At 61.1% G+C, this 23,891-nt stretch carries 18 protein-coding genes, 4 tRNA genes and 2 pseudogenes; 2 read left to right on the top strand and 22 right to left on the bottom strand.

The window, feature by feature from the left end:
• Positions 1–30 precede the first annotated feature (30 nt).
• From rplW to EDC35_RS11280, 22 genes and pseudogenes are all read right to left on the bottom strand, one after another.
• Positions 31–327: a 50S ribosomal protein L23 gene (gene rplW / locus EDC35_RS11380; RefSeq protein ID WP_132977368.1), complete on the bottom strand. Its 297-nt coding sequence runs from the start codon at positions 325–327 to the stop codon at positions 31–33.
• Positions 324–935, bottom strand: coding sequence for a 50S ribosomal protein L4 (gene rplD, locus EDC35_RS11375; RefSeq protein WP_132977367.1), 612 nt, complete (start codon positions 933–935; stop codon positions 324–326). The genes rplW and rplD overlap by 4 nt, the downstream gene beginning before the upstream one ends.
• A gap of 6 nt (positions 936–941) precedes the next feature.
• Positions 942–1,592 carry a 50S ribosomal protein L3 gene (gene rplC / locus EDC35_RS11370; protein WP_132977366.1) on the bottom strand — a complete coding sequence of 217 codons (651 nt, stop codon included), beginning with the start codon at positions 1,590–1,592 and terminating at the stop codon, positions 942–944.
• Between the two features lie 10 nt (positions 1,593–1,602).
• Positions 1,603–1,914, bottom strand: a complete 312-nt coding sequence (rpsJ, locus tag EDC35_RS11365; RefSeq protein WP_132977365.1) for a 30S ribosomal protein S10 — start codon at positions 1,912–1,914, stop codon at positions 1,603–1,605.
• 4 nt (positions 1,915–1,918) lie between these two features.
• Entirely contained in the window at positions 1,919–3,109 is a 1,191-nt protein-coding gene (tuf, locus tag EDC35_RS11360; protein WP_132977364.1) for an elongation factor Tu, read from the bottom strand.
• A gap of 19 nt (positions 3,110–3,128) precedes the next feature.
• Positions 3,129–5,225 carry an elongation factor G gene (fusA, locus tag EDC35_RS11355; protein WP_132977363.1) on the bottom strand — a complete coding sequence of 699 codons (2,097 nt, stop codon included), beginning with the start codon at positions 5,223–5,225 and terminating at the stop codon, positions 3,129–3,131.
• A 43-nt stretch (positions 5,226–5,268) separates the two neighbouring features.
• Positions 5,269–5,739 (bottom strand): 30S ribosomal protein S7, encoded by a 471-nt coding sequence (gene rpsG / locus EDC35_RS11350; RefSeq protein ID WP_132977362.1) that lies wholly within the window; start codon positions 5,737–5,739, stop codon positions 5,269–5,271.
• A 50-nt stretch (positions 5,740–5,789) separates the two neighbouring features.
• Positions 5,790–6,164 (bottom strand): 30S ribosomal protein S12, encoded by a 375-nt coding sequence (gene rpsL, locus EDC35_RS11345; protein ID WP_132977361.1) that lies wholly within the window; start codon positions 6,162–6,164, stop codon positions 5,790–5,792.
• A 271-nt stretch (positions 6,165–6,435) separates the two neighbouring features.
• Positions 6,436–8,544, bottom strand: a pseudogene (locus tag EDC35_RS19130) (DNA-directed RNA polymerase subunit beta'); the annotation flags it as partial.
• 288 nt (positions 8,545–8,832) lie between these two features.
• Positions 8,833–10,968 (bottom strand): annotated as a pseudogene (rpoC, locus tag EDC35_RS19125) (DNA-directed RNA polymerase subunit beta'); the annotation flags it as partial.
• A 175-nt stretch (positions 10,969–11,143) separates the two neighbouring features.
• On the bottom strand, positions 11,144–15,316 hold the full coding sequence (gene rpoB, locus EDC35_RS11335; protein ID WP_132977359.1) for a DNA-directed RNA polymerase subunit beta: 4,173 nt from the start codon (positions 15,314–15,316) through the stop codon (positions 11,144–11,146).
• A 231-nt stretch (positions 15,317–15,547) separates the two neighbouring features.
• Positions 15,548–15,925: a 50S ribosomal protein L7/L12 gene (gene rplL / locus EDC35_RS11330; RefSeq protein WP_132977358.1), complete on the bottom strand. Its 378-nt coding sequence runs from the start codon at positions 15,923–15,925 to the stop codon at positions 15,548–15,550.
• A 61-nt stretch (positions 15,926–15,986) separates the two neighbouring features.
• Positions 15,987–16,514: a 50S ribosomal protein L10 gene (gene rplJ, locus EDC35_RS11325; RefSeq protein ID WP_132977357.1), complete on the bottom strand. Its 528-nt coding sequence runs from the start codon at positions 16,512–16,514 to the stop codon at positions 15,987–15,989.
• 275 nt (positions 16,515–16,789) lie between these two features.
• Entirely contained in the window at positions 16,790–17,485 is a 696-nt protein-coding gene (rplA, locus tag EDC35_RS11320) for a 50S ribosomal protein L1 (RefSeq protein ID WP_132977356.1), read from the bottom strand.
• The gene (gene rplK, locus EDC35_RS11315; RefSeq protein WP_132977355.1) at positions 17,485–17,919 is read right to left on the bottom strand and encodes a 50S ribosomal protein L11; all 435 of its coding nucleotides are present in this window, start codon (positions 17,917–17,919) and stop codon (positions 17,485–17,487) included. The genes rplA and rplK overlap by 1 nt, the downstream gene beginning before the upstream one ends.
• A 159-nt stretch (positions 17,920–18,078) precedes the next feature.
• Positions 18,079–18,612: a transcription termination/antitermination protein NusG gene (nusG, locus tag EDC35_RS11310; RefSeq protein WP_132977488.1), complete on the bottom strand. Its 534-nt coding sequence runs from the start codon at positions 18,610–18,612 to the stop codon at positions 18,079–18,081.
• A 2-nt stretch (positions 18,613–18,614) separates the two neighbouring features.
• The gene (gene secE / locus EDC35_RS11305) at positions 18,615–18,992 is read right to left on the bottom strand and encodes a preprotein translocase subunit SecE (protein WP_132977354.1); all 378 of its coding nucleotides are present in this window, start codon (positions 18,990–18,992) and stop codon (positions 18,615–18,617) included.
• 32 nt (positions 18,993–19,024) lie between these two features.
• A tRNA-Trp gene (locus EDC35_RS11300) sits at positions 19,025–19,100 on the bottom strand.
• 66 nt (positions 19,101–19,166) lie between these two features.
• Positions 19,167–20,357: an elongation factor Tu gene (gene tuf, locus EDC35_RS11295; RefSeq protein ID WP_132977353.1), complete on the bottom strand. Its 1,191-nt coding sequence runs from the start codon at positions 20,355–20,357 to the stop codon at positions 19,167–19,169.
• Between the two features lie 66 nt (positions 20,358–20,423).
• Positions 20,424–20,499 (bottom strand) — tRNA-Thr (locus EDC35_RS11290).
• A gap of 29 nt (positions 20,500–20,528) precedes the next feature.
• Positions 20,529–20,602, bottom strand: a tRNA-Gly gene (locus EDC35_RS11285).
• Positions 20,603–20,630: 28 nt separating this feature from the next.
• Positions 20,631–20,715, bottom strand: a tRNA-Tyr gene (locus EDC35_RS11280).
• A 187-nt stretch (positions 20,716–20,902) separates the two neighbouring features.
• On the opposite strand from EDC35_RS11280, the gene EDC35_RS11275 reads away from it, so the two are divergent.
• Entirely contained in the window at positions 20,903–22,240 is a 1,338-nt protein-coding gene (locus EDC35_RS11275; protein ID WP_132977352.1) for a UDP-glucose dehydrogenase family protein, read from the top strand.
• 54 nt (positions 22,241–22,294) lie between these two features.
• Positions 22,295–23,656, top strand: a complete 1,362-nt coding sequence (gene argA / locus EDC35_RS11270) for an amino-acid N-acetyltransferase (protein WP_132977351.1) — start codon at positions 22,295–22,297, stop codon at positions 23,654–23,656.
• Positions 23,657–23,891: the final 235 nt, after the last annotated feature.

Here is a 23,891-nt window from a genome sequence, read left to right as displayed (position 1 = left end):
TGGTCTATCCGTTGCTGTCCGCCGCCGCGCTCACGCGCCGCCGCCGAAGTCGATGTCTTGACCGGGCTGCAAGCGCACATAAGCCTTGCGCCAGTCCTGCCGCTTGCCCAGGCGCTGCCCGGTGCGCTTCTGCTTGCCCTTGACGTTGAGCACCTGAACGCAATCGACCTTGACCTCGAACAGAAGCTCGACAGCACGGGCCACTTCACGCTTAGTGGCATCCGTCAGCACGCGAAAAGTGTACTGACCGGAGGCTTCAGCAATCCGGGACGATTTCTCGGAGATGACCGGCGCGAGCAGCACCTTCATGAGACGCTCATTGTTCATGCCAACCGCTCCTCAAGCTTCTTGACCGCCGCCTCGGTCGCGAGCAGGGTGTCAAAGGCCACCATGCTCACCGGATCGACTTCCTGAGCCGACATGACATCGACATGCGGCAGATTACGGGCCGCCAGGTACAGTGACTCATCCAGACCATCGGTCAGGATCAGGACATCCTGCAATGCAAAGGTCTTCAACAGCGCCAGGAGCTCCTTCGTCTTGGGTGCCGGCAAAGACAGCTCAGGCACCACGACCAGACGCTCGGTCCGCACCAGTTCAGACAGGATCGAACGCACCGCGCCACGATACATCTTACGGTTGACTTTCTGACTGTAATCGCGTGGTCTGGCAGCGAAGGTCACGCCACCCGAACGCCAGATGGGGCTCCGCGAGCTGCCAGCGCGAGCGCGACCGGTACCCTTCTGGCGCCACGGCTTGGCGCCGCCACCGGACACTTCGGCGCGTGTTTTCTGCGCCTTGGTGCCCGAGCGGGAGCCCGCCAGATAGGCGGTTACCACCTGATGCACCAGGCCGGGTTTGTATTCGACGCCAAAGATGGCATCTGAAACCTGCACACTGGCTGCTCCAGTGTGGTTTCGAATGGCGAGTTCCATGACTGCTTAGCCTTTGTTCTTTTGCTTCACGGACGGCAGCACGACTAAACGCCCGCCAGTCGGTCCCGGCACACCGCCACGGACCAGCAGGAGGTTGCGTTCGGCATCGATGCGCACGACCTCAAGGTTTTGCTGGCAACGATTGTCAGCGCCCAGGTGACCGGCCATCTTCTTACCCTTCCAGACGCGACCGGGGGTCTGATTCTGACCGATCGAACCCGCCGAGCGGTGCGAACGCGAGTTACCGTGTGTCGCATCCTGCATGGAAAAATGATGCCGACGAATCGCGCCGGTAAAGCCACGACCCTTGGTCACGCCACGCACGTCAACTTTCTGGCCGGGCTCAAAGATGGAAACCGTGATCTCCTGACCAACCTGAATCTCAGCCCCTTCGTCACCTTCCAGACGGAATTCGCGCAGCACTTCGCCCGCTTCCACGCCAGCCTTGGCATAATGACCAGCCATCGGCTTGGTCACACGCGAGGCGCGGCGCGTCCCGAAGGCGACCTGAATGGCGCGATAGCCATCGGTCTCGGCGGACTTGACCTGGCTGACGCGATTCGGCGTCACTTCGATCACGGTGACGGGGATACTCTCTCCGTCTTCTTGGAACAGGCGGGTCATGCCGGCCTTGCGCCCGATAACTCCGATCGTCATCGTCTCGTCCTCAGCTCAGCTTGATCTGGACGTCGACGCCCGCGGCCAGATCCAGTTTCATTAGCGCATCGACCGTCTTGTCCGTGGGGTCGACGATATCCATCAGGCGTTTGTGTGTCCGCAGCTCGTACTGGTCGCGCGCGTCTTTGTTGACGTGCGGCGACACCAGGATCGTGAAGCGTTCCTTCTTGGAAGGCAGCGGCACCGGACCCCGCACCTGAGCGCCGGTGCGCTTGGCGGTATCGACGATTTCACGCGCGGACTGATCGATCAAACGATGATCGAACGCCTTCAATCGAATGCGGATTCTTTGACTGCTCATATCCTTACTCGATAATCTTCGCAACGACACCGGCGCCGACGGTGCGACCGCCTTCGCGGACGGCAAACCGCAGCCCTTCTTCCATGGCGATCGGGGCGATCAGTTTGATGATCATTTTGACGTTGTCGCCAGGCATGACCATTTCGATCCCTTCGGGCAGCTCACAGGCGCCGGTGACGTCAGTGGTGCGGAAGTAGAACTGGGGGCGGTAGCCGTTGAAGAAGGGGGTGTGACGACCACCCTCGTCCTTGCTCAGCACGTACACTTCAGCCTCGAAGTGGGTATGCGGGTTGATGGACTTGGGCTTGGCCAGCACCTGCCCGCGTTCGACGTCTTCGCGCTTGGTGCCGCGCAGGAGGACGCCGACGTTGTCGCCGGCCTGACCCTGATCGAGCAGTTTGCGGAACATTTCGACGCCGGTGCAGGTGGTCTTGACGGTGTCTTTGATGCCGACGATTTCCACTTCTTCACCGACCTTGATGATGCCGCGCTCGATGCGTCCGGTGACGACGGTGCCGCGTCCGGAGATGGAGAAGACGTCTTCAATGGGCATCAGGAAAGCGCCGTCAATGGCACGCTCGGGCTCGGGGATGTAGCTGTCAAGGGCATCCATCAGCTTGTCGATGGACTGGGTGCCGATCTCGGAGTCCACACCTTCAAGCGCGAGCTTGGCGGAGCCGGTGACGATGGGGGTGTCGTCGCCGGGGAAGTCGTATTTGGACAGCAGTTCACGCACTTCCATCTCGACCAGTTCGAGCAGCTCGGGGTCGTCGAGCATGTCGGCCTTGTTGAGATAGACGACGATGTAGGGCACGCCAACCTGACGCGAGAGCAGGATGTGCTCGCGGGTCTGGGGCATGGGGCCGTCAGCGGCGGAAACCACCAGAATGCCACCGTCCATCTGCGCGGCGCCGGTGATCATGTTTTTCACATAGTCAGCGTGACCGGGGCAATCGACGTGGGCGTAGTGACGCTTGGTCGTCTCGTATTCAACGTGCGCGGTGGCAATGGTGATGCCGCGCTCGCGCTCTTCCGGGGCGTTGTCAATCTGGTCGTAAGCACGCGCTTCGCCGCCAAACTTCTTCGCCTGATGCGTGGTGATCGCCGCCGTCAGCGTGGTCTTGCCGTGATCGACGTGGCCAATCGTGCCGACGTTGACGTGCGGCTTGCTACGTTGAAATTTTTCTTTGGACATCCCGCTCTACCCCTAATCGTTACTGTTTCTTGGAGACCGCTTCGGCAATGCTGGCGGGCACCTCGTTGTATTTGCTGAACTCCATGCTGTAGGTCGCGCGACCCTGAGTCGCCGACCGGAGGTCGGTTGCATAACCGAACATCTCCGACAGCGGAACCTCGGCACGAATGACCTTGCCGGACGGCGCATCTTCCATTCCATGGATCATGCCGCGCCGACTGTTCAGATCGCCCATGACATCGCCCATATTCACCTCGGGCGTCACGACCTCGACCTTCATGATGGGTTCCAGCAACACGGGCCGCGCCTTGGCCGCCGCCTCCTTGATCGCCATGGAGCCTGCGATCTTGAAAGCCATTTCGCTCGAATCGACTTCGTGATAGGAGCCGTCGTAGAGCGTGACCTTGATATCCACCATCGGGAAGCCGGCCAGGATACCATTTTTCATGGCTTCCTGAATGCCTTTATCCACTGCCGGAATATATTCCTTCGGCACGGTACCGCCGACGATGCCATTGACGAATTCATAGCCGACACCCGCTTCCTGCGGCTCGACCTTGATATAGACATGACCATACTGACCGCGACCACCGGACTGACGGGCGAACTTGGTTTCCTGCTGCACCGTCGAGCGAATGGTCTCGCGATAGCTGACCTGGGGCGCGCCCACATTGGCCTCGACCTTGAACTCGCGACGCATGCGATCAACGATGATTTCCAGATGCAGCTCGCCCATGCCGGAAATGATGGTCTGCCCCGACTCTTCGTCGGTATGCACACGGAACGAAGGGTCTTCCTGGGCCAGCTTTGAAAGCGCAATGCCCATCTTTTCCTGGTCGCTCTTGGTCTTGGGCTCGACCGCCACCGAAATGACCGGCTCGGGGAACTCCATACGTTCAAGCGTGATGATGTTATTCAGATCGCAGAGGGTGTCACCAGTGGTGACATCCTTCAGACCGACCGCTGCGGCGATATCGCCAGCATGGACCTCTTTGATTTCCTGACGCTCATTCGCATGCATCTGCAAAATACGCCCGATGCGCTCTTTCCGACATTTGACCGGGTTATAGAGTGTATCGCCCGATTTCAGCACGCCAGAATAGACCCGGAAAAAGGTCAGGGTTCCGACAAAGGGGTCGGTCGCAATCTTGAACGCCAACGCAGCAAAAGGCACATCATCGGATGCAGGCCGCTCGGCCTCGGTCTCATCCTTATCGTCCAGAATACCCTTGATGGCGGTCACGTCCACCGGCGACGGCATGTAATCGATGACGGCGTCGAGCATGGCCTGCACGCCCTTGTTCTTGAACGCTGACCCGCACATCATGGGGACAATTTCGCTCTTGAGGGTACGCGCACGCAGACCGGTCTTGATCTCGTCTTCGGTCAGCGACTCACCCTCAAGGTATTTCTCCATGAAGGCTTCATTGGCCTCAGCCGCCGCCTCGACCATCTTCTCGCGCCATTCCTCACAAAGATCGAGGAGATCTGCCGGAATATCGCGTAATTCGTACTCCATGCCGCGCGAGGCTTCGTCCCAGTAGACAGCCTTCATCTGGATCAGATCGACGACACCCTTGAAATCCTCTTCGGCGCCGATCGGCACCTGAATGGGCACAGCATTGCCGCCAAGCCGATCCTTGACCTGCTGCACGACACGGAAGAAGTTGGCCCCCATGCGGTCCATCTTATTGACGAACGCCAGACGGGGAACACCGTACTTGTCAGCCTGACGCCAGACGGTCTCGGACTGCGGCTCGACTCCGCCCACGGCACAGAAGACCGCGCAGGCACCATCCAGCACCCGCAGCGAGCGCTCCACTTCGATTGTGAAATCGACGTGGCCGGGGGTGTCGATGATATTGATGCGATGCTCAGGACGCTGGCGGCTCATGCCTTTCCAGAAACAGGTGGTCGCTGCGGAGGTGATGGTAATCCCACGCTCCTGCTCCTGCTCCATCCAGTCCATGGTGGCCGCGCCATCGTGCACTTCGCCAATCTTATGGGAAACGCCTGTGTAGAACAGGATACGCTCCGTCGTAGTGGTCTTCCCGGCATCAATGTGCGCCATGATGCCAAGGTTGCGATACCGCTCGATTGGTGTGCTACGTGCCACGACTGAATCCGCCCTGTGAAACTAAAGAACGCTGAACCAAAAACTACCAGCGATAATGCGAGAACGCCTTGTTGGCTTCCGCCATACGGTGCGTGTCTTCTTTCTTCTTGACTGCCGAGCCGCGCGAATCCGCCGCATCCATCAGCTCGCCAGCGAGACGCTGCGCCATGGATTTTTCCGAACGCTTGCGCGCGGCATCAATCAGCCAGCGCATGGCCAGCGAATTCCGGCGCGCGGGACGCACCTCGACAGGAACCTGATAGGTCGCACCGCCCACACGGCGGGATTTCACCTCGACCGCCGGACGCACATTCTCCATCGCCTGCTCAAGCAGCTCGACGGGCTTGCCGCCTTTCTTGTCGGCAGCCTGATCAAGGGCGGTATAAATAATCCGCTCAGCAACGGACTTTTTGCCGTCCTCCATCATCATGTTGATGAATTTCGTCAACAACTCGCTTCCGTGCTTGGGATCCGGGAGGATCTGGCGACGGGCGGCAACGCGTCTTCTTGGCATGCTCTAAGACTCCAACCTGAATTTGGCGCTTGATCGCTTCAAGCGCACAATTATTTCTTCGGACGCTTGGCGCCGTACTTGGAACGACCCTGACGCCGCTTCTCGACACCCGAAGTATCCAGCGTGCCGCGAATTGTGTGATAACGCACGCCCGGCAAGTCCTTGACGCGCCCACCACGGATCAGCACCACCGAGTGCTCCTGGAGGTTATGCCCCTCACCACCGATGTAGGAGGCGACCTCAAAGCCATTGGTCAGACGCACACGGGCGACTTTCCGCAGAGCCGAGTTCGGCTTCTTCGGAGTGGTGGTATAGACGCGCGTACAGACGCCGCGACGCTGCGGACATGCCTCCAGGGCAGGCACATTGGTCTTCGCCACGTTCCGCTTGCGGGGCTTCCGGACGAGTTGGTTGATCGTTGCCATGCAATCAGTCTCCAGCGGCGCCCTCGCGCCATGAATCACAAGAGTCAAACGATACCTGTACGAGAACCAGCCAGCGACACCTGCGCCAGCACTCACGCACGAATGCAGTCGATCAACTCGGGGACCGGGCGGATTTGCCCAGACCAAGGAACCGGATGTTTAAGAAAATGAGACCAGCCGGCATGAAGGCCGGCTGGCTGAGACAGAGCAGTATAGGGAGCAAGACGAACCCTGTCAACCCGCAGTAAGGGCAACAGGATGTCGGTCGAGCCTAACCCACTTCTGATGTATTCAGCGCCTTCTTCAGCGCCTCTTCGAGATCTTCCGTCGCCATTTCTGTCTTGCCGGACGCTTGTAGATCCAGTTTACGCTGACGACGGCGCTCCTGATGATAGGACAACCCCGTGCCAGCGGGAATCAGGCGTCCCACGATGACGTTTTCCTTCAGCCCGGCGAGACGGTCGAGCGAGCCACGCACGGCGGCTTCGGTCAGCACGCGCGTCGTCTCCTGGAAGGAGGCGGCGGAGATGAAAGACTCGGTCGCCAGCGACGCCTTGGTGATGCCGAGCAGCAGCGGTTCATAGAGTGCGGGCTGTTTGCCCTCTGCCATGACCCGTTTATTCTCGTCCAGCAGCACCGTGTGCTCCACCTGCTCGCCGCGCAGCAGCCGGGTATCGCCAGCGGAGGTGATCTCGACCTTGCGCAGCATCTGACGCACGATCACCTCAATGTGCTTGTCGTTGATCTTCACGCCCTGCAGGCGGTAGACATCCTGGATTTCCTTGACCAGATATTCGGCCAGCGCCGTCACGCCCTTGAGACGCAGGATGTCATGCGAGGCCAGCTCGCCGTCGGCGATGACCTCGCCCCGCTCCACGCGCTCGCCCTCGAAGACGTTGACATGACGCCACTTGGGAATGAGCTCCTCGACCGTCTCGCCATCGTCTTTGGTGATGATGAGCCGCTGCTTGCCCTTGGTGTCCTTGCCGAAGGCAATGGTGCCGCTCGCCTCGGCCAGCAGCGCCGGTTCCTTGGGCTTGCGCGCCTCGAAGAGATCGGCCACGCGCGGCAGGCCGCCGGTGATGTCGCGGGTCTTGGAGGACTCCTGCGGAATACGCGCCAGGATGTCACCGACCCCGACATTGGCGCCATTGGCGACGCTGACGATGGCGCCCGAAGAGAGTGCGTAGCGCGCCGGCAGATCGGTACCCGCGATGTTCAGCTCATTGCCGTCCTCGTCGAGCAGCTTGACCATGGGGCGCAGATCCTTGCCCGCCGCCGGACGCTGCTTTGGATCGATGACCACCAGCGAGGTCAGACCGGTCACATCATCGACCTGCCCCTGCACCGTCACACCCTCAATGAAATCCTCGAACTCCAGCTTGCCGGCCACCTCGGTGACCACCGGATGGGTGTGCGGATCCCAGCTTGCCACCACATCGCCCGGCTTGACCTGATCGCCGTCGCTCACCCGCAGGGTCGCGCCATAGGGAACCTTGTAGCGCTCCTTCTCCATGTTACGGTCATCGACCACGGTGAGTTCACCGGAACGCGACACCGCCACCAGGTTGCCCGAGTGATGCCGGACCGTCTTGATGTTATGCAGACGCACCGAACCGCCGTTCTTGATGTCGATGCTGTTGACCGCCGCCGCCCGCGAGGCCGCGCCACCGATATGGAAGGTGCGCATGGTGAGCTGGGTGCCCGGCTCGCCGATCGACTGCGCGGCGATGACACCGACCGCCTCGCCCATGTTGACCCGATGGCCGCGCGCCAGATCGCGCCCGTAGCATTGGGCGCAGACACCAAGCCGCGACTCGCAGGTAATGGGCGAACGCACCCGCACCTGGTCGATGCCGATCACCTCAAAACGCGCGACCCAGGCCTCGTCGAAGAGGGTGCCGGCCGGACAGACCAGATCGTCGGTGCCCGGACGGTAGATATCCACCGCCGCCACCCGGCCCAGAATCCGCTCGCGCAACGGTTCGACCACGTCGCCGCCCTCAATGACCGGCGAGATGAGCAGACCCTGCTCGGTCCCGCAGTCCTCTTCGAGCACCACCATGTCCTGCGCCACGTCCACCAGACGGCGGGTCAGATAACCCGAGTTGGCGGTCTTGAGCGCGGTATCAGCCAGACCTTTACGTGCGCCGTGGGTGGAGATGAAGTACTGGATGACGTTCAGACCTTCGCGGAAATTCGCGGTGATCGGGGTCTCGATGATGGAGCCGTCCGGCTTCGCCATGAGCCCGCGCATGCCGGCGAGCTGGCGGATCTGCTGGGCGGAGCCACGGGCACCGGAGTTGGCCATCATATAGATGGAGTTGAAGGAGTCCTGCTTGCGCTGACGGGCCACCCGCTTTTTGACATCCTTGAGTCCAGTCGCCACCCGCTCTTTCAGCTCCGGTCCCTGAATCTGATCGAGTTCGACCAGCGCCGCGACCTGTGGCCGGTATTCGGCCAGGAGTGAGTCGTTCGTCTCCTGGAAGGCCGCCAGATCCAGGTCACCGCTGGCAAGCTGTGCACCGGCTTCCTGGATGCTCGTCTGCCAGGCATCGAAGAGTGGCCGCGCGCTTGCGGTTGCGGACGCATCGTCGGCGCTATAGACACCCTGGCGATATTCGGCCACCAGACGCTGCGCCTCGAACACCGGGTTGGACTCGGCAGACTCGCCGCCGAGCTTGGCCATCATCGCCTTGGCGACCTGATCGTTGGTGCGCGACCAGATATCAACCACCTTGTTATAGCGCTCGCCATTGGTCACCAGACCCGAGGCATACTGCTGCTGGATTTCCTTGACCTCGGCCTCGGCGCCGGCCAGCAGCGCACCCTTGTCCATCTTGGGATCGTTCTCGTCGCGCGGCACTTCCATGTCTTCCAGTCCGATCGAGACCCCGGAGCGAGTCGCCATGCGGAAACCGAGATACATCACCTGGTCGGCGAAGACAACCGTGTCCTTGAGCCCCAGTCGGCGATAACAGGTGTTGATCAGGAGCGAGATCTGCTTCTTGCCCATCGGGCGATCGACCAGATCGAACGGCAGACCGTCCGGAACGATGGCGAAGACCAGCGCACGTCCCAGCGTGGTGTTCTTGATGCTGACGATTTCGCGCATCTCGCCATCTTTGCCCTTGATGACCTCACGCAGACGGACCTTGCAACGTGCATGCAGATCGGCGTGACCCGTCTCATAGGCCCGGCGCGCCTCGTCGATATTGGCGAAGACACTGCCCTCGCCTTTTGCATTCACGCGCTCGCGGGTCATGTAATAGAGACCCAGCACCACGTCCTGCGAGGGCACGATGATGGGCTCACCATTGGCCGGCGAGAGAATATTATTGGACGCCATCATCAGGGCGCGGGCTTCGAGCTGCGCCTCCAGCGACAGTGGCACATGCACCGCCATCTGGTCGCCGTCGAAGTCAGCGTTGAAGGCGGTACAGACCAAGGGATGGAGCTGGATCGCCTTGCCCTCGATCAGCACCGGCTCGAATGCCTGGATACCGAGACGATGCAGGGTCGGCGCACGGTTGAGCATGACCGGATGCTCGCGGATGACCTCTTCGAGGATGTCCCACACCTCGGGGGTGCCGCGCTCGACCATCTTCTTGGCCGCCTTGATGGTCGCCGCCAGTCCCCGCAGTTGCAGCTTGCTGAAGATGAAGGGCTTGAAGAGTTCCAGCGCCATGCGCTTGGGCAGACCGCACTGATGCAGCATCAGGGTCGGGCCAACCACGATGACCGAACGGCCCGAGTAATCGACACGCTTGCCAAGCAGATTCTGCCGGAAACGGCCCTGCTTGCCCTTGATCATGTCGGCCAGCGACTTGAGCGGACGCTTGTTGGTGCCGGTGATGGCGCGACCGCGCCGACCGTTGTCGAGCAGGGCATCGACCGATTCCTGGAGCATGCGCTTTTCGTTGCGCACGATGATGTCGGGCGCGACCAGATCCAGCAGACGCTTCAGGCGATTGTTGCGGTTGATGACCCGCCGGTAGAGGTCGTTCAGGTCGGAGGTCGCGAAACGCCCGCCATCCAGCGGCACCAGCGGGCGCAGCTCGGGCGGCAGCACCGGCAGCACGGTCAGGATCATCCACTCGGGCCGGTTGCCGGACGCGAGCAGCGACTCCATCAGCTTGAGCCGCTTGGCGAATTTCTTGATCTTGGTCTCGGAGTTGGTGCTTTCGATCTCCTCACGCATGCGCCGGATTTCGGCGGCGATGTCGATGGTGCGCAGCAGCTCATAGACCGCCTCGGCACCCATTCGGGCGTCGAATTCGTCGCCGTTGGCCTCCAGCACGTCCAGATACTGCTCGTCATTGAGCAACTGGCCGCGCTCCAGATCCGGCACCATACCCGGATCAATGACCACGAAGGACTCGAAATAAAGAATGCGCTCGATGTCGCGCAGGGTCATGTCGAGCAGCAGCCCGATGCGCGACGGCAGCGACTTGAGGAACCAGATGTGGGCGACCGGACTGGCGAGGTCGATATGACCCATGCGCTCGCGCCGGACCTTAGCCAGCGTCACCTCGACGCCGCATTTCTCGCACACCACGCCGCGATGCTTGAGCCGCTTGTACTTGCCGCAGATGCACTCGTAGTCGGTGATGGGGCCAAAGATCTTGGCGCAGAAGAGCCCGTCGCGCTCCGGCTTGAAGGTGCGATAGTTGATGGTCTCGGGCTTCTTGACCTCGCCAAAGGACCAGGAACGGATCATCTCGGGTGAGGCGAGTCCGATCCTGATCGCGTCGAATTCGAGTGCCTGACCCTGCTGCTTGATGATTTTCAATAGATCTTTCAAGACCTTAATCTCCTGCTCGGGATAACTGGCTAAGCGTTAGCCCTAAATTCGTCGGTCGGGTTCAGGAAAACAGACCGGACTGACAGAACACTTCAGGACTGACAGCATCATTTCATCGAGCCTGTCAATCCTGCGAAATCCTGTTAATCCTGTCTATTGACTGGAATACGCCGCTTTAATCCTGCTGAAGCTCGATGTTGATGGCGAGCGAGCGAATCTCCTTGACGAGCACATTGAAGGATTCGGGCATGCCGGCCTCCATGCGATGGTCACCATCCACGATGTTCTTGTACATCTTGGTGCGACCGTTGACATCGTCGGATTTCACCGTGAGCATCTCCTGCAGGGTGTAGGCCGCGCCGTAAGCCTCCAGTGCCCAGACCTCCATTTCACCGAAGCGCTGACCGCCGAACTGCGCCTTGCCGCCCAGCGGCTGCTGCGTCACGAGGCTGTAAGGACCGGTCGAACGGGCATGCATCTTGTCATCAACCAGGTGGTTGAGCTTGATCATATACATGTAACCGACCGTCACCGGGCGCTCGAACTGATCGCCGGTACGACCATCGAAGAGGATGGTCTGACCGCTCGGAATGCCGAGCGCGGTGTTATCGCGTTCGGCCAGCCGCAGCATGGCATGGATCTCTTCCTCGGTCGCACCGTCGAAAACCGGCGTCGCCAGCGGCACACCTTTGATCAGATTGCGCGACAGATCCAGGATCTCGTCATCGCTGAAGCCCGTCAGGTCTTCGGTCTTGCCGCTGCTGTTATAGACCTGTCCGAGGAAGTCGCGCAGCTCGGACACCGCTGCCTGCTGTTGCAGCATGCGACCGATCCGCTCGCCAAGACCCTGGGCCGCCCAGCCCAAATGGGTCTCCAGCACCTGACCGACGTTCATGCGCGACGGCACGCCGAGCGGGTTGAGCACGATATCGACCGGGACACCGTCAGCCGAGAACGGCATATCCTCGACCGGCACCACCTTGGAGATGACGCCCTTGTTACCGTGACGCCCCGCCATCTTGTCGCCCGGCTGGATGCGGCGCTTGACGGCCACATAGACCTTGACCATCTTGAGCACGCCGGGTGCCAGATCGTCGCCGCTCGCGATCTTGCGTTTCTTGACCTCGTAACGCTCGCGGAATTCCTCACGCTGCTGCTTGACCTGGGCCGCCACCGCTTCGAGCTGGGTGGCGATCTCCTCGTCATGCATGCGGATCTCGAACCACTGATCGCGCGAACCCTTTTCCAGCAGCCCCATCAGGTAGGTCTTGGTCACCTTGGAGCCCGGCTTGAAGCCATAGGGTCCGCCATCGGCGACCTTGCCCGTCAGCATTTTTTCGACGCGCTGGAAGGTGTCGTTCTCCATGATGCGCTGCTGGTCGGCGAAGTCCTTGCGGACACGGTCCAGCTCCATTTCCTCGATCTGGAGCGCGCGTCTGTCCTTCTCGACCCCATCGCGGGTGAAGACCTGGACATCGACCACCGTGCCGTTCATCCCGGACGGCAGACGCAGCGAGGTGTCCTTCACATCGGACGCCTTCTCGCCGAAGATGGCGCGCAGCAGCTTCTCTTCCGGCGTCAACTGGGTCTCGCCCTTGGGCGTGACCTTGCCGACCAGGATGTCGCCGTCGCGGACCTCGGCGCCGACATAGACGATGCCGGACTCGTCGAGCTTGGAGAGCGCCGACTCGCCAACATTGGGGATGTCGCCGGTGATTTCCTCCGGACCCAGCTTGGTGTCACGGGCCAGACAGGAGAGCTCTTCGATGTGAATGCTGGTAAAGCGGTCTTCCTGCACCACCCGCTCGGAGATGAGGATGGAATCCTCGAAGTTGTAGCCGTTCCAGGGCATGAAGGCGACGCGCAGGTTCTGACCCAGCGCCAGTTCGCCCATGTCGGTGGACGGGCCATCGGCCAGCACGTCGTCGCGCGCGACCACGTTGCCCGGCTTGACCAGCGGACGCTGATTGATACAGGTGTTCTGGTTCGAACGGGTGTATTTGGTCAGGTTGTAGATATCGACGCCGGGGATACCGGGGACGGCCTCCTCGTCGTTGACCCGCACCACGATACGCGCGGCGTCGATGGACTCGATCACCCCGCCGCGACGCGCCACCACGCAGACACCCGAGTCCTTGGCCACCACGCGCTCCATGCCGGTGCCGACCAGCGGCTTTTCGGCGCGCAGCGTGGGCACCGCCTGACGCTGCATGTTGGAGCCCATGAGCGCACGGTTCGCATCGTCGTGCTCCAGGAAGGGAATCAGCGATGCCGCCACTGAGACGATCTGACGCGGCGAGACGTCCATGTACTGGACATCGTCCGGCGCACGCATGGTGAATTCATTGGCATGCCGACAGGAGACCAGGGCGTCCAGGAGCTGACCGTCTTCCCCAAGCGTCGCGTTGGCCTGGGCGATGACGAAGTTACCCTCCTCGATCGCTGACAGATAGTCGATCTGTTTAGTGACCCGTCCGTTCTCGACCTTGATATAAGGGGTTTCGAGAAAACCGTAGAAATTGGTTCGGGCATAGACCGCCAGTGAGTTGATCAGACCGATGTTCGGACCTTCCGGGGTCTCGATCGGGCAGACGCGGCCATAGTGGGTGGGATGCACGTCGCGCACCTCGAAACCGGCGCGCTCACGCGCCAGACCACCCGGGCCGAGCGCCGAGACGCGCCGCTTGTGCGTGACCTCGGACAACGGGTTGTTCTGGTCCATGAACTGCGAGAGCTGACTGGAACCGAAGAACTCTTTGATCGCCGCCGAGACCGGCTTGGCGTTGATGAGCTCCTGCGGCATCAGCCCCTCGGATTCGGCCAGCGACAGACGCTCCTTGACCGCGCGTTCGACCCGCACCAGGCCGACGCGGAACTGGTTCTCGGCCATCTCGCCGACACAGCGGATACGCCGGTTGCCCAGATGATCGATGTCATCGACCGTGCCGCGCCCGTTGCGCAACTCGACCAGCACCTTGAGCGCATCGATGATGTCCGAGGTTTCGCCCTGCTCGGCGACCAGTTTCTTTGAAAACTCGTCGGTGCGGGTGCTGAAATAACGGTGGTCATAGACAACCCCCGGCCCTTCTTCGGAGGCGCGCCCGAGCCGGCGATTGAACTTCATCCGTCCAACCGCCGAGAGATCGTAGCGATCCGAAGTGAAGAAGAGGTTATGGAAGAGATTCTGCGCGGCCTCCCTGGTCGGCGGCTCACCAGGGCGCATCATGCGATAGATTTCGATCTGCGCTTCCAGATCGCTTGTGGTGGGATCAATGCGCAGGGTCTCGGAGATGTACGGTCCCTGATCGAGATCGTTGACGAACAGGGTTTCGAGCGTGTCGATCCCCTTTTGGAGCAGGGTTTCGAGCAACTCGGGCGTGATCGGGGCATTGGCCTCGGCGAAGACCTCGCCGGTCTCGGTATCGATCTGGGCATGAGCCAGGATGCGGCCAAGCAGAAAATCGGTCGGCACCTCCAGACGCTCGACACCGGCCTTCTGCAGCTCGCGGATATGACGGGCCGTGACCCGACGCCCAGATTCGACGATGACTTCCTCGCCGATCTTGACATCGAAACCTACCGTTTCACCGCGCAGACGCTCGGGAACCAGATCGAGCGTGACGTTGCCGCCCTGGATGCGGAAGGTGTCGGTCTCGAAGAAATGCGACAGGATGTCCTCAACGCCATAACCCAGCGCGCGCAGCAGGATGGTCGCCGGCAGTTTGCGGCGACGGTCGATGCGCACGAAGACGTTATCCTTGGGATCGAACTCGAAATCGAGCCAGGAGCCACGATAGGGAATGACGCGCGCCGAGAACAGGAGCTTGCCCGAGGAGTGGGTCTTGCCCTTGTCATGATCGAAGAAGACACCCGGCGAACGGTGCAACTGCGAGACGATGACACGCTCGGTACCGTTAATGATGAAGGTGCCGGTCCCGGTCATGAGCGGCAGTTCGCCCATGTAGACTTCCTGCTCGCGGATATCCTTGACGACCTTGGTGCCCGCTGGAGCATCCTTGTCGTAGATCACCAGCCGCAGCAGCACGCGCAGCGGGGCAGCGAAGGTCGCGCCGCGCAGATGACACTCGCGCTCATCAAAGACCGGTTCGCCAAGACGATATTTCACATAGTCGAGAACAGCGTTTCCAGAGTAGCTCTCGATCGGGAAGACGGACTTGAAAGCAGCATGCAGTCCCAGGTCACGACGATCCTTCGGCGCACAATCAGCCTGAAGAAACTCGCGATAGGAATCAATTTGGGTCGCCAGGAGAAACGGCACGTCCAGGATGCTGGGACGCTTGCCGAAGTCTTTGCGGATGCGCTTTTTTTCGGTGAACGAATAGGCCATTATGCCTTCCCTCGAAGTGCTTGCTGGGATCCCTGACGGGGCGTGAACGCTGGTGCGGATTGCGAATGGCAAAGAACGGGCATCAAACCAATGGCGTGAGCAGCGCCGGATTCAGCATTGGGTTCAGGACACGAAAGACCGCCGGACGGTCTGGATCCAACGGGAAAAGGCCGGCGGCTCATCGCCGCCAGCCCGCACGCTTGGTCGAAACAAGAGCGACGCAATGCGCCGTTACTTGATTTCGACCGTGGCGCCCGCCTCTTCGAGTTCTTTCTTGGCGGCCTCGGCCTCGGCCTTGGACACGGCTTCCTTCAGGGTGGTCGGGGCGCCTTCGACGGCGTCCTTCGCTTCCTTCAGGCCCAGTCCAGTCAGGCTGCGCACGGCCTTGATGACACCAACCTTGTTGGCGCCGAAGGAGGCCAGGATCACGTCGAACTCGGTCTGTTCTTCGACAACGGCGGCTTCCGCACCGGCACCGGGCGCAGCGGCCACAACGGCGGCAGCGGCGGTCACGCCAAACTTGTCTTCCATTGCCTTGATGAGGTCAACGACCTCAAGCACGGTCATGTTGCCAATCGCTTCGAGAATCTCGTCTGTCGAAACGGCCATGGATTTCTCCTCAGGGTCTGAATACTGTTAATCGGATTTGCTGATGAATCGAAGACGCCGTTCAGGCGGCCTCTTTGGCATCGCGAACCGCGGCGAGGGTGCGGACCAGTTTGCCCGGCACTTCGTTGATGGTCGCTGCGAGCTTTTGCACGGGGGCTTTCATGACAGACATCAGCAGACTGATCGCCTGATCGTAAGTCGGCATCTTGGCGAGATTGCCAATCTCCGAAGGATCAAGCAGCTTGCCGCCCAGGGCGATGATGCGCACCTGGAATTTGTCATTTTCCTTGGCAAAGGCTTCAAAGACACGCGCTGCTGAGCCCGGATCGGTCTGCGAGAATGCAAGGATCAGCGGGCCGGTGAGCCCATCCTGCATGCACGCGAAATCCGTGCCTTCCAGCGCACGCCGCGCCAGGGTATTCTTGACCACGCGGACATAGACACCCGCTTTGCGTGCTTCCACGCGCAGCTTGGTCAGTTTTTCCACGGTCAAACCCCGATATTCGGCACCGATGGCCGAATAGGCGCTCTTCGCGACTTCCGCGACTTCGGCGACGATTGCTTCTTTTTGCGCAAAATTCAGCGCCACTGTCGTCACCTCACTAACGTGATAACCCGACCGGAGCCGGGCGGCGTTGGCAGCGGTCGCATCCGGCAACCCACTGCAAAACACCAGAAACGTGCGCCGTCATCAGCAAACAACCTGACTCGGGAGCACCGTCTGCGCAGGCGCTGCGCGCATTAAGCCCCATTGCCGTCTCCCTGACGGACACCGGGACACCTGCGGTCTTTGACGGTCTCCAGCGGTTGCCGAGACCTCAAAGAAACCCCAGACAGCCGACGCTCAGGCGCCGGCTGCCTGAATCAAAAACTCAACCCGGAATGATCGACTGTCAGACCCGGCCCCATGGTGCTGGAGACCGTGACCTTCTGCAGATAGATGCCCTTGGAGCTGCTCGGCTTCAACCGCATGAGGTTGGCCAGCAGCGCCTCCAGATTCTCGCGCAGGTTCACCGGCTCGAAATCGACCTTGCCCAGCGGGCAATGGATGATGCCGGCCTTGTCGGTGCGATAGCGCACCTGACCCGCCTTGGCATTGCGCACGGCTTCAGCCACGTCCGGGGTCACGGTGCCGACCTTGGGGTTCGGCATGAGCCCGCGCGGACCCAGCACCTTGCCGAGCTGACCGACGAGACGCATGGCGTCCGGCGAGGCGATGACCACGTCGAAATCCATCTGACCGGCCTTGATGTCTTCGGCGAGATCGTCGAATCCGACCCGATCCGCACCGGCGGCAGTCGCCGCATCAGCCGCTGCGCCCTGCGCGAAAACGGCGACGCGCACGGTCTTGCCGATGCCATGCGGCAGCACGGTCGAGCCGCGCACGACCTGATCCGATTTGCGGGGATCGACGCCCAGATTGACCGCCACGTCGATACTTTCGGCAAACTTGACGCTGGACAGATCCTTGAGCAGGGCAAACGCCTCTTCGGCGGGATATGACTTGCTGGCTTCGACCCGCTCACGGATCGCGCGCACGCGCTTGGATAAATGAGCCATCAGTTGACCCCCTCCACATTGAGACCCATGGAGCGGGCGCTCCCGGCGATGGTCCGTACCGCAGCATCCATATCAGCCGCCGTCAGATCGGGCATCTTCAGCGATGCCACCTGCTCCAACTGCTCGCGCGTCACCGTGCCGATTTTGTTGGTATTCGGATTCGGACTGCCTTTGGGCAGACCAAGCGCCTTTTTCAGCAGGATGGATGCCGGCGGCGTCTTGGTGATGAAGGTGAAACTGCGATCCGAATAGACGGTGATGACGACCGGGGTCGGCATACCTTTTTCCATTTCCTGCGTGCGCGCATTGAACGCCTTGCAGAATTCCATGATATTGACGCCATGCTGACCAAGCGCAGGGCCGACGGGCGGGCTGGGGGTCGCCTCGCCGGCCTTGACCTGCAACTTGACATAGGCATTGATTTTCTTTGCCACGATTGTTCTCCAATGGGTGCAGACGCCAGGGATGAAAACTCTGGCTCCCCATGCATGGCCCCTGACGGGGACTTGGTAAGGAGACCGATCCGGATCGGGATGCGGCCACTGATCGACTGACCGTTGATTGCCTGACCGCCGGGGCGGACAGTCGCTTGATCAGCCTTTTTCGACTTGGGCGAACTCCAGATCGACGGGCGTCGAGCGACCAAAGATCAGGACAGAGACCTTGACGCGACTCTTGTCGTAATCGACATACTCGACCACGCCGTTGAAATCCGTAAAGGGACCATCCACGACGCGCACGACCTCACCCGGTTCATAGAGCACTTTCGGACGCGGCTTCTCACCACCTTCCTGCAATCGCTGCAGAATGACTTCGGCCTGCGAATCGGGCACGGGCGCCGGACGATCACCGGTGCCGCCGATGAAACCCATGACCTTGGGAACGCTTTTGACAAGGTGCCAGGTTTCGTCGGTCATTTCCATGTTGACCAGGACATAGCCCGGAAAGAACTTGCGCTCGCTCTTGCGCTGCTGGCCGGCGCGCATCTCGACGACTTCCTCCGTCGGCACCAGCACCTGACCGAAGAGATCCTCAAGACCGGCCCGCTTGACGCGATCCTCCAGCGATCGCTTGACCTGCCCCTCGAACCCCGAATAGGCGTGGATGACGTACCAACGTTTGGACATCATCAGCCTCCCTGGCCAGTCAGAAAACGCAGAATCGCCATCAGCAACATATCGAACAACCAGAGAACGATGCCGACGACCAGCACCATGACGATGACCACGAGGGTCGTCTGAAGCGTTTCCTGTCGCGAAGGCCAGACGACCTTCCGCACTTCCATGCGCGCATCGGCAACGAATTGCCAGACCAGACGTCCCGGCGCGGTCTGTAACGCCAGCGCGACCGCAGCCCCGCCGACGATCAGCAGACCGACCACCCGGAACAGCGTCGAAACGGACGACAGGTAATAGAAGGCAAAAATGCCGACAATCAGCAAAAACGCGGAAACAGCCAGCTTGATCACATCCAAGCTGGCGCTACGGTCCTCTGCGCGTGAATTCATGGAATCGCCTGTCGCCTAAGCGATGGATTGTATGGCAGGCCAGGAGGGAATCGAACCCCCAACCTGCGGTTTTGGAGACCGCCGCTCTGCCAATTGAGCTACTGGCCTAAATCGAAAAACACTGCTGCGAGCGAAGCCGGATGACATCCGGCCCGCGCAGCTTAACAACTGACTTTACGCGATAATCTTCGCAACGACACCGGCACCGACGGTGCGACCGCCTTCGCGGACAGCAAACCGCAGCCCTTCTTCCATGGCGATCGGGGCGATCAGTTTGATGATCATTTTGACGTTGTCGCCAGGCATGACCATTTCGATCCCTTCGGGCAGCTCACAGGCGCCGGTGACGTCGGTGGTGCGGAAATAGAACTGGGGGCGGTAGCCATTGAAGAAGGGGGTGTGACGCCCGCCTTCATCCTTGCTCAGCACGTACACTTCGGCCTCGAAGTGGGTGTGCGGATTGATGGACTTGGGCTTGGCCAGCACCTGGCCGCGCTCGACGTCTTCACGCTTGGTGCCGCGCAGGAGGATGCCGACGTTGTCGCCGGCCTGACCCTGGTCGAGCAGTTTGCGGAACATTTCGACGCCGGTACAGGTGGTCTTGACGGTGTCTTTGATGCCGACAATTTCCACTTCTTCGCCGACCTTGACGATGCCGCGCTCGACACGTCCGGTGACGACGGTGCCGCGCCCGGAGATGGAGAAGACGTCTTCAATGGGCATCAGGAAAGCGCCGTCAATGGCACGCTCGGGCTCGGGGATGTAGCTGTCAAGGGCATCCATCAGTTTGTCGATGGACTGGGTGCCGATCTCGGAGTCCACACCTTCAAGCGCGAGCTTGGCGGAGCCGGTGACGATGGGGGTGTCGTCGCCGGGGAAGTCGTATTTGGACAGCAGTTCACGCACTTCCATCTCGACCAGTTCGAGCAGCTCGGGATCGTCGAGCATGTCGGCCTTGTTGAGATAGACGACGATGTAGGGCACGCCAACCTGACGCGAGAGCAGGATGTGCTCGCGGGTCTGGGGCATGGGACCATCCGCCGCAGAGACGACGAGAATGGCGCCGTCCATCTGCGCCGCACCGGTGATCATGTTCTTGACGTAGTCAGCGTGACCAGGGCAATCGACGTGCGCATAGTGACGATTGGTGGTCTCGTACTCGACGTGCGCAGTGGCAATGGTGATGCCGCGCTCGCGCTCTTCCGGGGCGTTGTCAATCTGGTCGTAAGCACGCGCTTCGCCGCCAAACTTCTTCGCCTGATGCGTGGTGATCGCCGCCGTCAGCGTGGTCTTGCCGTGATCGACGTGGCCAATCGTGCCGACGTTGACGTGCGGCTTGCTACGTTGAAATTTTTCTTTGGACATGAACAGCTCCCCGCATGGTTCAAATCGACAAGACGCGCCGCACGGCACGCAAACGGCTCAAAAATCTGGAGCCCATGACCGGAGTCGAACCGGTGACCTCACCCTTACCAAGGGTGTGCTCTACCAACTGAGCTACATGGGCAATATCAACTCAAACAGCTACAACACAAATGGAGCGGGTGATGGGAATCGAACCCACACCATCAGCTTGGAAGGCTGAGGTTCTACCATTGAACTACACCCGCCGGGCGCGCCCTTTTCACTCTAAAAGGATGGTGGAGGGGGGAGGATTCGAACCTCCGAAGGCTGAGCCGTCAGATTTACAGTCTGATCCCTTTGACCGCTCGGGAACCCCTCCAAATGAGCGGCGCAGTATAAGAACCAAAAAGACAGCCGTCAACCACTAACCGAAAAGAATTTGCCAACAACCAGAACAGCCAGTCAACAAAGCATTCCAGGACAAGCGCAAGCTGATACCATTTCCAGCCGCGTTCAACCATTCTTTGTCTCTCGCACGAGAGAATCAGCCCTAGAGAATCAACACGATGGATGTCACGATTTTTGGCAGCGGCTATGTTGGCCTGGTGACTGGCGCCTGTCTCGCCGAGGTGGGCAATACGGTGCTGTGCATCGATATCGACCCCGCTAAGATCGATCTGCTCAACAGCGGTGGGGTGCCGATCTATGAGCCCGGCCTTGATGAACTGATCAAAAGCAACCGCGAAGCCGGTCGGCTGCGCTTTTCCACCGACGCCGAGGCCGGCGTCAGGCATGGCCTGTTCCAGTTCATCGCCGTGGGCACCCCGCCCGACGAGGACGGATCCGCCGATCTTCAATACGTCCTGGCCGTGGCGCGGACCATCGGCGAGCACATGGACGGGTATCGCATTCTGGTCGATAAATCGACCGTGCCGGTCGGCACCGCCGACAAGGTCGCGGCTGCCGTGCGTGAGACACAGGCGGCGCGTGGCGCGACGGTTGAATTCGATGTCGTCTCCAACCCGGAATTTCTCAAAGAAGGCGCCGCCATTGAGGATTTCATGCGCCCCGACCGCATCATCGTCGGTACCGACAATCCCCGCACTGCCGAGCTGCTGCGGGCGCTCTACGCCCCCTTCAACCGCAGCCATGACCGACTGATGGTGATGGACATCCGCTCGGCGGAACTCACCAAATACGCCGCCAACGCCATGCTGGCCACCAAGATCAGCTTCATGAACGAGCTGTCGAACATCGCCGAGGCCGTGGGCGCGGACATCGACAAGGTGCGCGTCGGTATCGGTTCCGACCCGCGCATCGGCTATCAGTTCATCTATCCCGGCTGCGGCTACGGCGGCTCCTGCTTTCCCAAGGATGTCCGCGCCCTGGAACAGACCGCACGCAGTCTGGGTTACGACCCCCAGTTGCTGCATGCGGTCGAGGCGGTGAACTTCCGTCAGAAGGAACTGCTGTTCAAAAAAATCAACGATTATTTCGCGGGCGATCTGAAGGGACGCACCATCGCGCTCTGGGGACTGTCCTTCAAACCCAACACCGACGACATGCGTGAAGCCTCCAGCCGGGTGCTGATGGAGTCGCTGTGGGCCGCTGGCGCCAGTGTCCGCGCCTTCGATCCGGTCGCCGCCGACGAGACCCGGCGCATCTATGGCGAGCGCGCCGACCTGACGCTTGCCGCAGACGCCATGTCCGCCCTGGACGGCGCCGATGCACTAGCGATCCTGACCGAGTGGGCGCAATTCCGCAGCCCCAACTTCGCAACCGTCCACGGCAAGCTCAAAACCCCCGTCATCTTCGACGGACGCAACATTCTGGACGGACGGCTCGCCAACGCGGCCGGCCTGACCTATGTTTCGATCGGACGCCTGCCGCTCAGGCCCGGCTGACCTGCACCGGATTGATGGGTTTCGCAATCAGGCGCGATGGTATTGTCCGCCACGATGTCATTGAGGATAGCAAGCGTGTCGGATACCTCCGCACCCAAATACACCGCGCCCTCGGGCCACGATCCATTCGTTGACTGGGTGCGTCAGGCGACGCCCTACATCCACGCCCATCGCGGACGAACCTTCGTCATCGCCTTCGGCGGCGAGGCGGTGGCCGACGCCCGTTTTCCCGATCTGGTGCACGACATCGCCCTGCTGCATGGACTCGGCATCCGGCTGGTGCTGGTGCATGGCGCGCGGCCGCAGATCGAGTCGCGGCTGGCGGGTCGCGGGGCGCAACTGCGCTATGTCAACGGGGTGCGCGTCACCGATGCCACCGCGCTGGCCTGCGTCAAGGAAGCCGCCGGGGTGGTGCGGGTCGAAATCGAGGCGCTGCTGTCGCTGGGTCTGGCCAATTCACCCATGGCCGGGGTGCGGATCCCGGTCGTCTCGGGCAATTTCGTCACCGCCCGTCCGCTGGGCGTCATTGATGGCGTGGATTACGCCCACACCGGCGCGGTGCGGCGGGTCGAGCATCGCACCCTGCGGGCGGTGCTCGAACAGGGCGCGGTCGCCCTGATGCCGCCGCTGGGTTATTCACCGACCGGTGAGGTCTTCAACCTGAGCGCCGCCGACGTGGCGCGCAGCGCGGCGGTCGCGTTGGGCGCGGACAAGCTGATCTTTCTGATCGAGGATGCCGGATTCGCCGACCGCGAGCGGCTCGCGTCGAATCTGCTGGCGCGCGACGTGGACCGGCTGCTGACCGATACGCCCGACCTCCCCGACGAGATCGCCGCCTGTCTGCGCGCCGGGGCGGAGTCCTGCCGCAACGGGATTCGTCGCGTGCATCTGGTGGGGCGTCGCGATGGCGCACTCCTGCGTGAACTGCTGACCCGCGACGGCAGCGGCACCCTGATCTCGGCTGAACCCTATGAAGAACTGCGCCCGGCGCGGATCGACGATGTCGCCGGCATCCTCGACCTGCTGCGCCCGCTGGAGGAGCGCGGGGTGCTGGTGCGCCGCTCACGCGAGCGGCTGGAGACCGAGATCGACCGCTTCGTGCTGACCGAGCGCGATGGCCTGGTCACGGCCTGCGCGGCACTCTATGCCTATCCGCGCGATGGCATGGCCGAGCTGGCCTGTCTCGCGGTGCACACGGATTATCTGGGGGGGCGGCGCGGCGAGCGACTGCTCGAACACATTGAGGGGCTGGCCCGCGCGCGCCGGATCGAGCGGCTGTTCGTGCTGACGACGCAAACCGCGCACTGGTTCCAGGAGCGCGGCTTCCAGCCGGCAGGTCTGGATTCGCTGCCGATGGAAAAACAGGTTCTTTATAATTTTCAGCGCAATTCAAAGGTCTTCGTCAAGGCGCTGTAACCTGGTTTCCCGGATAGCGCCGATTCACCGGATCGACGGCTTTGCGTTTAGACAGGATTAACATGATTTAAATCAATGTTTAAAAATCCTGTCGATCCTGTCATCCCGTCAAAACCGGGGCTGGTATAACATTTCCGGCCAATCGCTCAAGACTTCTGACCTCTCCAATCAGGAACAGCAACCTTGTTTTCCGTTTTCATCCCCCACACGCCCCTGATTGACCGAGCCAGCGCTC

Origin of the sequence: Thiobaca trueperi, assembly GCF_004342175.1 — a bacterium.
Lineage (GTDB): Bacteria > Pseudomonadota > Gammaproteobacteria > Chromatiales > Chromatiaceae > Thiobaca > Thiobaca trueperi.
This window is presented reverse-complemented; position numbering and strand designations above follow the sequence as displayed.

What these genes read in the sequence shown, in the direction of transcription:
- rplD (WP_132977367.1), bottom strand. Translation starts at nt 935, where the DNA reads ATGGAACTCGCCATTCGAAACCACACTGGAGCAGCCAGTGTGCAGGTT.
- rplC (WP_132977366.1), bottom strand. Translation starts at nt 1,592, where the DNA reads ATGACGATCGGAGTTATCGGGCGCAAGGCCGGCATGACCCGCCTGTTC.
- EDC35_RS11275 (WP_132977352.1), top strand. Translation starts at nt 20,903, where the DNA reads ATGGATGTCACGATTTTTGGCAGCGGCTATGTTGGCCTGGTGACTGGC.
- secE (WP_132977354.1), bottom strand. Translation starts at nt 18,992, where the DNA reads ATGAATTCACGCGCAGAGGACCGTAGCGCCAGCTTGGATGTGATCAAG.
- argA (WP_132977351.1), top strand. Translation starts at nt 22,295, where the DNA reads ATGTCATTGAGGATAGCAAGCGTGTCGGATACCTCCGCACCCAAATAC.
- tuf (WP_132977353.1), bottom strand. Translation starts at nt 20,357, where the DNA reads ATGTCCAAAGAAAAATTTCAACGTAGCAAGCCGCACGTCAACGTCGGC.
- rplL (WP_132977358.1), bottom strand. Translation starts at nt 15,925, where the DNA reads ATGGCCGTTTCGACAGACGAGATTCTCGAAGCGATTGGCAACATGACC.
- nusG (WP_132977488.1), bottom strand. Translation starts at nt 18,612, where the DNA reads ATGTCCAAACGTTGGTACGTCATCCACGCCTATTCGGGGTTCGAGGGG.
- rpsJ (WP_132977365.1), bottom strand. Translation starts at nt 1,914, where the DNA reads ATGAGCAGTCAAAGAATCCGCATTCGATTGAAGGCGTTCGATCATCGT.
- rpsL (WP_132977361.1), bottom strand. Translation starts at nt 6,164, where the DNA reads ATGGCAACGATCAACCAACTCGTCCGGAAGCCCCGCAAGCGGAACGTG.
- rplW (WP_132977368.1), bottom strand. Translation starts at nt 327, where the DNA reads ATGAACAATGAGCGTCTCATGAAGGTGCTGCTCGCGCCGGTCATCTCC.
- tuf (WP_132977364.1), bottom strand. Translation starts at nt 3,109, where the DNA reads ATGTCCAAAGAAAAATTTCAACGTAGCAAGCCGCACGTCAACGTCGGC.
- rplA (WP_132977356.1), bottom strand. Translation starts at nt 17,485, where the DNA reads ATGGCTCATTTATCCAAGCGCGTGCGCGCGATCCGTGAGCGGGTCGAA.
- rpoB (WP_132977359.1), bottom strand. Translation starts at nt 15,316, where the DNA reads ATGGCCTATTCGTTCACCGAAAAAAAGCGCATCCGCAAAGACTTCGGC.
- rpsG (WP_132977362.1), bottom strand. Translation starts at nt 5,739, where the DNA reads ATGCCAAGAAGACGCGTTGCCGCCCGTCGCCAGATCCTCCCGGATCCC.